Origin of the sequence: Gordonia sp. DT218, from assembly GCF_049847105.1 — a bacterium.
Lineage (GTDB): Bacteria > Actinomycetota > Actinomycetes > Mycobacteriales > Mycobacteriaceae > Gordonia.
Map to the genome: position 1 here is coordinate 24565 of NZ_JBNCNS010000007.1, position 12821 is coordinate 37385.

The window sequence follows — 12821 nt, forward strand, 5'->3', positions numbered from 1 at the left end:
TCAGTCCTCCTGTGATGATTCCGTTGCGATGAGTTCGTCGATGCGCGCGATCCGGCCCCGCCAGACCGCCTCGAGCTCGGTGAGCAGGGTCGCCACCGCGCGCACCGCGGTGACGTCGCCGGTCGCGAGTTGCTCGCGGCCGTGGCGACGTTTGGTGAGCAGGCCGGCGCGTTCGAGCACGGCGACATGCTTCTGTACGGCGGCAAAGCTCATGTCGTACTCGGCCGCCAATACCGAGACCGAACGCTCGCCGGTCAGTACACGACGCATGATGTCCCGTCGTGTGCGATCGGAGAGCGCGTGGAACAGGGCGTCTGCCCTGTCCTCGTCCGCATCGGTCACCCTTCAAACATACAACCATATGGTTGTATGTCAACCCTCGTGCGATTCATGGAACGACATACCGCGAGCGGCGTAGGCTCGCGGCCAGATGGCAGCCGAACCCGTATGGAGACACCGAGGCAGCGCTGATGAGATGGAGACGAGGTCGTCGAACAGCTGGGAGTATGAAGGTCGGAGACCTCACCGGTCCGGGCCTGTCCACCCAGTTCGGTGTGGGCGCTGCCGATCTCGGTGCAATGGTGCAGGCTCCCAACGGCGACATCGTCGCCGTGTTCGGCGACACCTACCGCAAGGCGCGGGCGGGGTCGGCGGACTGGCGTTCGCCGGTGGTGTTGATCGGGAACCGGAGCACCGAGGGGCAGGTGGTCTGGGAGCGCGCCGGCGGACCGGATCCGACCTATGCACGCCAGCTCTGGCCCTATATCCACGACTCTCCCCCGTGGCATCGCGGTGGTTTCTCCACGGTGATCCCGAGCGATCTGCTTCGCGTGGGAGACGACCTTTACCTGCACGCCATCGTCGTACGAGGTTTCCCCACCGTGCACTGGACCGAGATATGGCGATCGTCGGACAACGGCGTCACGTGGGGCCACATGGGACCCGAGGCCACCTTCGCGGCAGACCTGCACGACGGCCTGGCGCAGTCGTGGACGTGGGATTTCGATCCGGACGACGGATGGGTCTACGTCATCTCCACCGCGTTCCAATCAGGCTCAGGAATGATCCTGCGTGCCGTTCGGCCCGCCGACATCGGCAACGGCAACGCGTACATCGGATGGGGTTACCGCGACGGTGCGTGGGCGTGGGGAAACCCTCCGACGGTGATCACCCCGGAGGGTGAGGTCTGGCGCGAGACGACCTTCCGCCGTTTGGGGAGCGGCCGCGACGTCGGCTGGGTCCTCGGTGGATTCTGCATCTCCGATCGGGGGTTGTCCTACCGCGTACTCGACCGTCCGATCGACAACGTCGGCCAGCGCGTGAAGACCATGCCGATCGCCGAGATCGCCGACTGGTCGGCCGAGGATCATCCGTCCGGCCGGGTCGCGCAGGCATACGGGGGGTATGTCATCCCCGGCTCCACCCTCGACACTCCTGGAGGGGTTGACCTCGCTGTGTCGCAATGGAATACCAGCACCCATTGGCCGTATCACGTCATGCAGTTCGCGACCACCCTGAGTTCGGTCTCCACGGCATCTCCGGACCGTGCCATTGTCGCGCAGCGGATCCCGGAGTGGATGGCTACGCTCGAACATTTGCGCGGGGAATCCGGTATGGCCGATGAGATCGCCGACGCCGAGAGTGCTCTCGATGCGCTTCGAAGGCTATGTCTGTGAGTCGTCGTCTGCGAGTAGTCGTGTCCGCCCGGTGTCGTCATCACCGTGCCGATGTACTCGAGTTCAGTGCCCGAGAAAGCTCGTTCGCGGTCTCGGCGGTCATGGTGAGGCCACCTCGGTGCCGGATGAGGACTCCAGAACCGACCGGTTGACGATCGAACGGCAGCGGGGCGATCGGATCCAGGTCGGGTTGCAGCCGCGTGGCGACGTAGGTCAGGAATCCTGGCAGTATGGGCGGTGTGGGGTCGTCGGATTCGTCAGGCGGATCAATCGAGAACGGCTCCCCCTCGTAGAGGGCGGCACCGTGGGCCACAGACGCTACGTCGGGGTCGACGCCGACGATGACCGCCCTCAACACGTCTTCGAGCAGATTCTCGGAAGTCGTGTGGTCGTCGGCCGCGATCCGGTCTGGCCGTTCCACATTGACCACGACGTGAAGCCGGTCGACCGACGACCCGCTGGTGTCGAGCTCGATAAGGATTTCGACCAGGCCCGCCGCGACCGCGCCACTGTGAACGTTGATCACGCGCAGCGTGCTCTGCCACGTGTCGATAGTGCCGTCGGTCGCGTAAGCGGGATTGACACACCGGAAGGCGGCAGCGACCTCGTCGGCGGTGATCATCCCGACCGCGGGTAGCGATGCGCGGTCCGCGGTCACCGGGAGCCAACTGTTGTGACGCCATAGTCCATGCGAGACAGACAGTTCGGCGAAGATGGTCGCGACCGCCCGATAAGCCTCGATCTCGGGGATACCGTCGGAGGATCGGATGGCGTCCACGACGTACCGGCCCTGAGATGATGGCGGCATTTCGCGTTCATACATGTGGAACAATGCCCGTTCACGATCCCAGCGCAACTCTTCCAGCGCATCGTTGGGTGGCGGCGAGGGTTCGTTGCCGCTGAGGTATCCCTGAAGCCAGCCTTCCGCATATTCGGTGGCATCGAGGATCTGTGATGGCCGTACCGACATGTTCTGTCCGGCCGCGAGATCGTTGACTGCGACGAGACCGCGGAAGGTGTGGGGGTTCCCCACGATTGCGAAGAGGGCGTCGCCGTACCCGCTGATCCGTACGACCAGCCTCGGATCGGCCCAATCGGGAAGGAGGCCGGGATCCACGCCTGTCAGAAGTTCCATCACCTGTTCCTGCCTCTCCTAACCGCGGACATGGCCGTTGGGATACACGTTCACATGGTGACCGCTGCGATCCACCACGTCCCAGTGTTCCCCACCATGACGAGACTTGTCCCACGTCCACGTGCGGCCCTTGTTGTCGACGAATCCGCCGTTCCGGACCGACTTGGGGCGGCTGTGGGCACTCTTCGGCGGAACATAGGGCATACTGCCCGACTTGGGAAGCTGATTCGCGTGACCGGCCGCGGGCCATTCGGGTCGCGGGACAGTCGCTTCACGGCCCCTCTCCTGCGCCGGGCCACCGGCCCGTCGGCTACACCCAGCCTGCTCTTCGGCCAGGGCCCTCTGTTCGGCGTTGTCGCGCGCCTTCTGCGCCTCGTACTGAGCGACCTGCGCCGGCGTGCCCCCGCCCGATGCATTCACCGATCGCGCATAGGCGGTCTGCTGCTCGACCTCCTGATTGTGGGCGGCTATCCGGGCCGGCAACGACGAGCAATCCGGCGGGCCCGCCGATGCCGGAGCTGCTGTCGACAGACCCAGACCCATCAGCAGCGCGGTCATGGTCAGTGCCGCGACCACCAGCTTGCGTAACCGTTCCAGCGGGTGCCTGCGCACCACGCATGGGTCGTCTGTGCGATCGAGCTCGGTGCTCGGCTCGTCATTCATGCTGCTGACTGTCATTTTCTGGCCCCTCGCGTCGCTTCCGGTCGGTGTGAACACTGGGTTGGATGCGGCCACGCGATGAAAAGTTCCGCGGTCAGGACCGCCGGTTGCCTGATCCGATCGAGACGTGCCGGGCCGAGCCCGTTAGGTTGTCATCAGAGTGCGTCGACGGCGCAGAGCCGTCGACGCCCGATATCCGATCTCGACACGGGAGGCTTTACACGTGACACACCTGGGAGTAGTGGGCGGCGGGACGATGGGCGCCGGGATCGCCGAGGTGGCCGCACGCGCGGGCGACGAGGTTCTGGTTCTCGAACGTGACCAGGACGCGGCCGACGCCGCTCGCGCTCGGATCGAGAAGTCGCTGGCACGCGGTGCGAAGGCGGGCAAGATCACCGAGGAGCAGGCCACGGAGTCGCTCGCCCGACTGCGGACCACCAGGTCCATCGCCGACTTCGGTGACCGGGAACTGGTGATCGAGGCCCTGCCCGAGATCGAGTCCCTGAAGGTCGGCTTCTTCGCCGAACTCGATCAGGTGACGGCCGCCGACGCGATTCTCGCGACCAACACCTCGTCCATCCCGATCATCCGGGTGGCGAAGAATGTCGCCGATCCGTCCCGGGTGGTGGGCGTGCATTTCTTCAATCCGGTGCCGGTGATGCCCCTGGTCGAGATCATCGCGAGTCTCGCCAGCTCGACCGAGGCGATCGACACCGTCACCACGTATGCCCGCGACCATCTGGGCAAGCGGACCATCCAGGCCGGTGACCGCGGCGGCTTCGTCGTCAACGCCTTGCTCATCCCGTATCTCGTCAGCGCGATTCGTATGTACGAGAGCGGTTACGCGACAAAGGAAGACATCGACGCCGGCATGATCAACGGCTGCGCACACCCGATGGGGCCGCTCACGTTGAGCGATACCGTCGGTCTCGACGTGGTCCTCGACGTCGCCGAATCGCTGTATCAGGAGTTCCGCGAACCGCATCTCGCTCCCCCGCCGCTGTTGCAGCGGATGGTCGATGCCGGATATCTCGGCAAGAAGGCCGGCAAGGGGTTCTACGACTACTCGAAGTAGCGGACGCGGTGTGGGGATGCGGTCCTTCGAGTCGCTCGTCGCGGAGGCCGCGTCCGCCGACGTGAGTGGGTGGGGCTTCGATTGGCTGGACGGCCGCGCAACCGAGCAACGCCCGCCGTGGTGTGGATTCTCCGCAAGTGCGTGTGGTGGGTGGCCGACTTCTCGATCGGCACGTATGCGAACACGTTGTGCGAGATGGCCGCGGACATGCGTGCAGGCCGGCCATTCGTCGCGCATTCGACCCGGCACCTGATCGACGCCCGCCGCTGACTCTCGCGCAGTGCGATCAGTCGGCCAGCCCGGCGTCCTTGCTCCCATATGCTTCGCGCAGCCGGGGTTTCACCACCTTGCCGCCGGCGTTCCGCGGCAGTTCATCAAGGACGACCAGATCCTTCGGATGCTTGAAGCGCGCCAGATTCTCATTGAGGTAGGGCTCGAGTTCGGCGAGGGTGAGATCGTCGACGCCGTCGGCGAGGACCACGATCCCCACCGGCACTTCTCCCCATCGGTCATCAGCGCGGCCGATGATGGCTGCCTCGGCGATCTTGGGATGGCCGTACAGCACGTTCTCGACCTCGGCGCAGTAGATGTTCTCGCCGCCGGAGATGATCATGTCCTTGGCGCGATCCACCACGTAGAGGAAGCCCTCGTCGTCCTGGCGCACCAGGTCGCCGGAGTGGAACCATCCGCCGCGGAACGCATCCGCGGTGGCCTGCGGGTTCTGCCAGTAGCCCTTCATCATGTTCGGCCCGCGGTAGACGATCTCGCCGACCTCTCCGGGTTTCACGTCGTTCATCATCGGGTCGACGACGCGAGCGGTCACCGCCGGCACGACCTTACCGATCGAACCGATCTTGCGTAGCGCATCCTTGCCTTCGAGAATGCATGTGACAGGCGACATCTCGGTCTGGCCGAACGCGGTCATGTTGAGTGCGGCGGGGAAGTTCTCGTTCATCGCGTTGAGCACGGAGTCCGACGCCGGAGCGGCTCCCCAGCTGATCGTCCGCAGCTTGAGATCGCGAGGACGGGCCTGCTGCGCGGCGCACACGGCCTGCCATTGGGCCGGGACCATGAAGACCGAGGTGGTGCCCTCGCGTTCGAGTGTGTCGAGCATCGTCTCGGGATCGAATGCGCCGAGTGGATGTATCACCGACCGGATGCCGCGATAGAACACCGGCGCGAACGCGGCGAGGCCGGCGATGTGGAAGATGGGCGGTACCACCGAGGCGACGTCGTCGTCGGTGCTCCCCTGCGCCGCACTGATCGTGGTCACCGCCTGCGCCTGGAGATTCGTGTGGGTCAGCATGGCACCCTTGGGTTTTCCGGTTGTTCCCGAGGTGTACATGATCACGGCGACGGTGTCCTCCGGGACGTCGATCTCGGGCAGATCGGTCGGGTCCTCGGCGATGAGCGTTTCGTAGTCCAGTTGGGTGCCGTTGTCCCCGCGATCGACGACGATCGTGGTGTCGATGGCGCCCGTGGATGTACTGACCGCCTCCGCCACCGGTGCGAGCAGCTTCTCGGTGACGATCACCCTGGCGCCGCTGTCGGTGACGAGGAAGGCCACCTCGGCTGGGCTCATCCGGATGTTCACCGGGACCGGGATGGCGCCGATCAGGTTGGCGCCCAACACCGCTTCGATGTACTCGGTGCGATTGAGCAAGGCCATCAGGACACGATCGCCGAACCGCACGCCGCGGCGATGCAGGGCGGCGGCGAACGAACGCGACCGTTCGTCGAGCTCTCGCCACGTGGTCGCCTTCCCGAGATATGTCACAGCGGTGCGGTCGGGCGTCATGAACGCATGCCGACGCACCTGGTTGTTCCAGTGGTTGCGGCGCGAGCGCATCGGCTCGGCCACGAGGTCACTGGTCGACTCGGTGGTGACGGTCATGTTCGATCTCCTGGTGGTCGGAAGCGGTTCGGAGGTCCTCGAGTTCCTCGCGAGGTGCCCTCGATTACACGGTAGGACGCGACGCGGCTCGCCGTGGTCGGTCGTCGAATCTGGTAGAGACCTGAGTTGAGGCAGCACAGTTGCCGAGCCTCATGCCTCCCGTGGTCATCCAACGACGATCTCCGAGACGCCCGGTGTGGGACGCAGATCGTCAGGTGTCGCCAGGTCGGCGACGGTCACGCTCCCCGACGACGGCGACGTGGCAGCCGCGACGGCGGCTCGCGCGGTCAGCTCTCCGGTCGTTGCCGACTGTCCGGCACCGTGGGCGGTGGCTTGTTGCCCGGTAGTGCGGTTGCGCACCACGATGTTCCACCGGTCGCTACCTCGATGCGGTGCCCGCGTCAAGGCAGGAGGGAGGACGGGGAACCGCCCGACGAGCGCAAGACCGGCAGTTGAGACGCGATCGTCGAGCGCCAGATAGCTGCGCACCCGAATGTCCCGTCTTTTCCCGATCAGCAACCCAACATAGCCAGCCGAACAGATGCCATGCCCCGTTCTACCGGGACATGGCACTGTCGACAGGCTGTCGCGTTACGAAACCCCTACCTGTGCACCCTGTCCCGACCAAGCGGTACTCGCCTCGATCGCCCCGATGATCTGGGGCCGCAACTCGGCGGCACGGATCACCGCATCGACGGAGCCGACCTCGACGGCGCGCTGGATGCTGTGGACGGCGTCGAACTCCGCGGCCACCTCGCCGATCTTCTCCGCTCGGACGGACTGGCGCATCTCCGCGAGCTCCGCGCTCAACGTCGATCGGTCGGTTCCGGAGGCCTCCGCCACCCGCGTCTCGAGTTCGCGGATGCGTGAGTCGGCCGCGGTGCGCTTGCCGACCTCGCCGGCGAACACCACCGCGGCGGCCGGGGCGCCGCCGAGCACCGATGCGTACGAGCCTTCGATGGCCAGCACGGTCATATTCGGATTCAGTGCCTTGGAGAACACCACAAAGGCGCCGCCGTGATACCGCGAGATCACGCAGAACACAATGGGCCCTTGGAAGTTCACGATCGCGCGACCGATCTCCGCACCGTACTCCAGCTGCAGTTTCCGCAACGACTCGGGCGAACCGTCGAAACCGGACAGGTTGGCGAGCACCACGAGCGGACGGTTGCCGCTGGCAACGTTGATCGCTCGCGCGGCCTTCTTCGACGACTGCGGGAACAGTGTGCCGGCGGTGTAGGTGTCCGGACCGTCGGTCGGCTTGTAGCCGCGGCGTTGCACCTCCCGCGATTCGATCCCGAGCAGGCACACCGGGATCCCGCCCAGGTGGACATCGCAGACCACGGCCGTCTCGGCGTCGGCCATGCCCGCCCAGCGTTCCAGCACCACGTGGTCCTGGTCGGCCAGCGCGCGCATCACCGTCCGGATGTCGAAGGGCTTCTTGCGATCCGGATTTGTCTCGGACGAGAAGATGTGGCCGACCGTGGTGAAGTCGCTACCCGCCAGAACGTGCGGATAATCGGAGATGTCCCGATCGGCCGGGTCGCTTGTCAGTGACCGCCGCGGCGTCTGCTCACCGGGCACGACGTAGGTGTGGTCGTAGTGGCTCATCAGCAGATCCTTGGCAGCACCCAGGTTCGGCACCCAGTACTGCGCCTGCCCGTTGGGGCCCATCACGCGGTCGTATCCGCCGATGCCGAAGTTGTCCTCGGCCGAAACACCACCGGAGAAGTCGAGGGACTGCTTGCCGGTCAGCACCATCGCGGAATCCGGGGTCATCACCAGGATGCCCTTGGTGTGCATCAGCATCGTGGCCTCGGCATTCCAGTACGGCTGCGCGCCGACGTTGATACCCGCCACCACGATGTTGATCTCACCGCCTGCCTGGGTGAACTCGACGACGCGCTTGAGTGCGCGCGCCACCCAGTCCATGTTCTCGGTTCCCGAGTCCATGGAGATCCGGGCACCCGACGACAGCGCAAACCACTCGAGCGGCACCTGCATCCGTTCGGCGAGGTCCAGCGCTCCGATCACCCGGCTGCACTCCGGTTCCGACAGTGCACCGAGCGATTTTGTCGGATCGCCGAGCAGCACCACTCGGGTGACGCCCTGCGGGTACTTGTCGGTCGGTGTGGTGACCACCCCGACCACCATGGCGGCGGTGTTGCCGCCCTTCGGACGGTCCACCGGCTCCAGTACCTGCTCGGCATTCAGGTCGTACTCGGAGAACTCGCCCAGTAGGCCGGCCAGCTCGTACGGGTAGACGGTGTTGCGCTTCGCCGCGCGCAGCACCTTCTGGCGATACCCGTCGACGGGTTCGATCGGCTCGTCGGAAGGCTCACCGACGCTGACGTCGAAGCTACCCGTGGCGTTGATCGAGAATCGCACGGCGACCTTCGACAAGATCCCGGTGTCGTGGTCGCGTCGACGCGCGATCAGCTGAACCTCCTCGAGCCCGACGCCGGCAGCGATGGCCCGGATGTATCCGGCGATCGCTGCGAGTTCCTCGGCGGTGACGTCCATCGGCGGCCAGATGTACATGATGATGCGGTTGGTGTCGGCGGTCCGGCCGGACGGGCGCTGCGCCCGTCGGATCGAATCGACACACGACGCCAGGATCGTCTCGGCGGTCGGCAGAGCCAGCAGTCGGCCGTCGTGTTCGCGCACCGCGGTGAGGTCGCGCACCTGTGCGAACGCGATGAGGCGGTCGTCGGACGGGTTGTCGCGGGCGACGCACCGGAAGAGGTAGACCTCCTCGTCGTCGGACGAGCTCAGCCGGGTGAGATCGAATTTGTGCAGGCGCTCCATCTGCATGCGCTGCGCGATGTGGGGATGCAGGCCACGGATCAGACGTTCTTCTGCCATGCCGGTCGCAGACGGCCGGAAGGTGAAGTGGTGATGCATCAGCGCATCACCACTGCCGGCAACCGTGGTGGTGATGCGGTGTACCTGGCTGGGCATCGGGGTCGCCGCGATGACCTCGTGCAGAGTCGACGCCATCGCGTCGAAGTCCTCGGGTTGTTGTTCCCAACTCAGGTAGATGTCGGCATCGATGGACGGGGTGTCGCGAGCCAGTTCGGCCAGTCCGGCCAGAGCAGGTCCCAGATTGTCGAAGCTGACCGCCGCCGACGCCAGCTTCGCGCCCTCCCGCTCGGCGACCACGAAACGGGCGCCGCCCGCCTGCTGGATCCGCACATCGGCGAGTCCCTTGTTCCCGTAGTAGCGACGGGTCAGGACCTCCAGCATCACGGTGTTGTCGGCCTTGCCGCGCACCACCTGTTGCGCGAGGAGCCGCACCAGGGGCTCGGTGCTGCGGACCATCTCCGAGATGCGCTTGGCGCGGTCTGCGGCATCGGGGTTGTCGTCGAGATAGCGCAGATGATCGCGGACATTGTCGTAGACCCGTGCGCGATTGCGACGCAGCAGCTCCTGTCCGTACCACGCGTAGATGAGTCCACGCGCGAGGTCGGCGATGACGGGGAACCGCACCTGAGTCGCGGCCACCAGCCGATCGAGCGCCGTGCCGACGGAATCCCTCAGCTCATCGCGCGGGGTCGGCTCCCCGAGCCACTCGCGCAGCAGGGTGGTGAGCACGGTGGCCGAGTCGCCGGGGTTCTGCAAGGCCAGGAAGATCCGGAAGACCGCGGCCTCGAGCTCTGGGGTGCGATCGAGATCGGTCACCCCGTAGTGTGCGAGCGCTCGGCCCAGTTGCGCGTGGAACGCCTCCGGCAGTCCGTCGCGCTCGACGTCGAGGCTCTGCAGATAGGTGTGGAAGCTCTCGCGTGAACTGTGCACGCGCTCGTCGCCGATGGCCTCCCCCGACGGCCGATTCTGGCTCAGCTTGGCGAGGTCGGCGAATACGGTGATCAGTTCGAGTTCGTCGGCGAGCGGGCGACGACCGCTCTCGATCGCCACGCGGCGGGTGGTGAGGTAGTCGTCGAGCAGTCGGGTGCGATCGTGTGGGTCCACGTCGTACCCCAGCAGCAGGCTGCGGAGATCCTCCAGGCTGCGTCCGGTGCGCTCCTGCGGTGACACGTCCACGGGCTCGTCGGGCAGTTCGATGTCGACGTCGGCGGTCGCGTCGTCGGGCGTCTCGGCCTCGTCGTCATCGCTGAGCGGTTCCAGGCGCAGCAACGGCACACCGGTCTCCACCTGCGTGCCGACCGACACCAGGCTTTCCTTCAAGCGGCTCCGGACCGGCGCGCGCAGGACCGTCTCCATCTTCATGCTCTCCAGCACCAGTACGGGTGCGCCTGCCTCGACCTCGGCGCCAACCTCCAGTGGAGTGGCGACGACCAGCGCGGGGGCGGGTGAGCGGACCACGCCGCCCTCGTCGCGACTGACCCGATGAGTGACCCCGTCGACGTCGACGAGGTGGATCGGTCCGTGGGTGTCGGTCACCAGTCGGTAGCGGACGCCGTTCAGGACGATCTGAGCGGTGTGCTCGTCAAAACGTTCGAGGTCGACGTCGGCGGTGCGGGTCTGCTCGCCGGCTTCGATGCCGATACGGAAACGGTGCGCGCCGATCCGCGCGACGCGGACCCGGTAACCGACACCCCGCAGCTTGAGATCGAGCGGACGCCCGCTGTCGTGCTGCACCTGTGGCCGACCACCCGACGCGGTGGACAGCAGCCGATGACGTTCCACCGACTCGCCTTCCTCGTAGGCGTCGATGGCCGCTGCGGCCAGCGCGACCGCCGAGTGACGATGGGCGACCAGTCGCCCCTCGGCCCGCACCCGATCGATCCAGCCGGTGTCGGCGCTGCCGTCGATCACCTCGGGCTGGTTGAGCAATTCGAGGACGAAGCTCTTGTTGGTCGCGCCGCCTTCGATGATCACCCGGGTCTGCACCATCGCCCGGCGCAGACGTCCGAGTGCCTCGTCGCGGTCGCGGCCGTAGGCGATGATCTTGGCGATCATCGAGTCGAAGTCGGCGGGAATGGTGTCGCCCTCGCTGACCCCGGTGTCGACACGGATGCCCGGTCCGGCGGGCAGTTCGAGACGTGCGATGCGGCCGGGAGACGGCGCGAAGTCGCGGTCGGGATCCTCGGCGTTGAGGCGGGCCTCGATGGCGTGCCCGCGTTCTGCCGGTGGCTCGCCTTCGAGACGGCCACCCGAGGCCACATGCAGTTGCGCCCGGACCAGGTCGAAGCCGGTGGTGGCCTCGGTGATCGGATGCTCGACCTGCAGACGAGTGTTGACCTCGAGGAACGCGAACAGTTGCTCGCCGGGGTGATAGAGGAACTCCACGGTTGCCGCGCCCCGATAGCCCACGGCCACGGCCAGTCGTTCGGCGGACGTCTTGAGTTCGGCCACCTGCGCCTCGGAGAGGACCGGCGACGCGGACTCCTCGATGACCTTCTGGTTTCGTCGCTGCACCGAGCAATCACGCACGCCCAGCGCCCAGGCGGTGCCCTGACCATCGGCGATCACCTGGACCTCGACGTGACGCGCGCCGGTGACGAGGCGTTCGAGGAAAACGACGCCGCTGCCGAAGGCTCGGGCCGCCTCGTCGCGGGTGCGCTCGTAGGCCTCGCGGAGATCGCCGTCATTCGTCACGACGCGAATACCCCGGCCGCCGCCGCCCGCGGTCGCCTTGAGCATCAGCGGGTACCCGATCTCGGCCGAGGCCGCCACGGCGTCGTCGATGGTCGCGACGGCGCCACGGCTCCAGGGCGCCACCGGGACGCCGACCTCTTCGGCAATCAGCTTGGCGCCGATCTTGTCGCCGAGTTTGCGCATCGCCTCCGGCGAAGGCCCGACGAAAGTGACGCCGATGCGCTCGCACAGTTCGGCGAAGAGCGGATCCTCCGCAACGAAGCCCCAGCCGACCCAGGCTGCGTCGACACCGGTCGCGAGGAGTGCGCGCTCGAGGACCTCGAGGTTCAGATAGGGCCGCGCGGCAGCGGGCCCGAGGTCGTAGGCGATGTCGGCTTCACGCACAAATGTCGCGTTGCGATCCGCATCGGTGTAAAGAGCGACGACCTCGATCGGTCGGCCGGTCTCCGCGGACAGGCCGCGGACGGCATGGATGAGTCGCATGGCGGACTCGCCGCGGTTCACGATGGCAATGCGTGTGAACATCACCGACTCCAATCTCTTCGATTCCTACGTGTCGGCCGCGGAGGTCGCGGCGCCCGTCTCGACCGATACGCCCGAGGACGGGGTCGGTGTGCTCCGTGCCGGCGCTGGATGCCGGCGACGCACCTCGCACGATTGTGGCGAATCGATTCCCTACGCGCGAGTACGGGCACTGTGACGTTTTCGGTCGGGGTGTGGAAGATACAGCCTGACCTGCACGTCGAGGCCATACGTGCGCACGCCGCAACGCTCCCGCGCACTTGCCACGTATCCGCGCAAGTCGCCACTTGCGCGGATACG

At 66.4% G+C, this 12821-nt stretch carries 9 protein-coding genes and 1 pseudogene; 4 read left to right on the forward strand and 6 right to left on the reverse strand.

Annotated features, from left to right (window positions below):
• Complete coding sequence (locus ACPXCG_RS21675) at positions 1–342, reverse strand: ArsR/SmtB family transcription factor (RefSeq protein WP_425794321.1); 342 nt, start codon at positions 340–342, stop codon at positions 1–3.
• Positions 343–506: 164 nt separating this feature from the next.
• Between ACPXCG_RS21675 and ACPXCG_RS21680 the strand changes: the two genes are divergently transcribed.
• The gene (locus ACPXCG_RS21680; RefSeq protein WP_425794322.1) at positions 507–1676 is read left to right on the forward strand and encodes a DUF4185 domain-containing protein; all 1170 of its coding nucleotides are present in this window, start codon (positions 507–509) and stop codon (positions 1674–1676) included.
• A gap of 40 nt (positions 1677–1716) precedes the next feature.
• Here the strand turns inward: ACPXCG_RS21680 and ACPXCG_RS21685 are convergent, their stop codons facing one another.
• Together ACPXCG_RS21685 and ACPXCG_RS21690 are read right to left on the reverse strand one after the other, a co-directional pair.
• Complete coding sequence (locus ACPXCG_RS21685; RefSeq protein ID WP_425794323.1) at positions 1717–2811, reverse strand: hypothetical protein; 1095 nt, start codon at positions 2809–2811, stop codon at positions 1717–1719.
• Between the two features lie 18 nt (positions 2812–2829).
• Positions 2830–3474, reverse strand: a complete 645-nt coding sequence (locus tag ACPXCG_RS21690) for a hypothetical protein (RefSeq protein WP_425794324.1) — start codon at positions 3472–3474, stop codon at positions 2830–2832.
• Positions 3475–3694: 220 nt separating this feature from the next.
• On the opposite strand from ACPXCG_RS21690, the gene ACPXCG_RS21695 reads away from it, so the two are divergent.
• The 3 genes and pseudogenes from ACPXCG_RS21695 to ACPXCG_RS21705 all read left to right on the forward strand — a co-directional run bounded on the left by ACPXCG_RS21695 (position 3695) and on the right by ACPXCG_RS21705 (position 4816).
• Positions 3695–4546, forward strand: a complete 852-nt coding sequence (locus tag ACPXCG_RS21695) for a 3-hydroxybutyryl-CoA dehydrogenase (protein ID WP_425794325.1) — start codon at positions 3695–3697, stop codon at positions 4544–4546.
• Positions 4547–4562: 16 nt separating this feature from the next.
• A pseudogene (locus ACPXCG_RS21700) lies at positions 4563–4667 on the forward strand (class I SAM-dependent methyltransferase); the annotation flags it as partial.
• Positions 4628–4816, forward strand: coding sequence for a hypothetical protein (locus ACPXCG_RS21705; protein ID WP_425794538.1), 189 nt, complete (start codon positions 4628–4630; stop codon positions 4814–4816). The pseudogene ACPXCG_RS21700 and the gene ACPXCG_RS21705, both read left to right, overlap by 40 nt.
• A gap of 16 nt (positions 4817–4832) precedes the next feature.
• Here the strand turns inward: ACPXCG_RS21705 and fadD5 are convergent, their stop codons facing one another.
• The 3 genes from fadD5 to ACPXCG_RS21720 form a co-directional block, all read right to left on the reverse strand.
• On the reverse strand, positions 4833–6440 hold the full coding sequence (fadD5, locus tag ACPXCG_RS21710; RefSeq protein WP_425794326.1) for a fatty-acid--CoA ligase FadD5: 1608 nt from the start codon (positions 6438–6440) through the stop codon (positions 4833–4835).
• A gap of 165 nt (positions 6441–6605) precedes the next feature.
• On the reverse strand, positions 6606–6800 hold the full coding sequence (locus ACPXCG_RS21715; RefSeq protein WP_425794327.1) for a hypothetical protein: 195 nt from the start codon (positions 6798–6800) through the stop codon (positions 6606–6608).
• Positions 6801–7031: 231 nt separating this feature from the next.
• Positions 7032–12524 (reverse strand): carboxyl transferase domain-containing protein, encoded by a 5493-nt coding sequence (locus tag ACPXCG_RS21720; RefSeq protein ID WP_425794328.1) that lies wholly within the window; start codon positions 12522–12524, stop codon positions 7032–7034.
• Between the last annotated feature and the right edge of the window lie 297 nt (positions 12525–12821).

Bases quoted from the DNA above. Each gene is read 5' to 3' on its own strand.
- ACPXCG_RS21680 (WP_425794322.1), top strand. From the start codon at position 507: ATGAAGGTCGGAGACCTCACCGGTCCGGGCCTGTCCACCCAGTTCGGT.
- ACPXCG_RS21685 (WP_425794323.1), bottom strand. From the start codon at position 2,811: ATGGAACTTCTGACAGGCGTGGATCCCGGCCTCCTTCCCGATTGGGCC.
- ACPXCG_RS21690 (WP_425794324.1), bottom strand. From the start codon at position 3,474: ATGAATGACGAGCCGAGCACCGAGCTCGATCGCACAGACGACCCATGC.
- fadD5 (WP_425794326.1), bottom strand. From the start codon at position 6,440: ATGACCGTCACCACCGAGTCGACCAGTGACCTCGTGGCCGAGCCGATG.
- ACPXCG_RS21720 (WP_425794328.1), bottom strand. From the start codon at position 12,524: ATGTTCACACGCATTGCCATCGTGAACCGCGGCGAGTCCGCCATGCGA.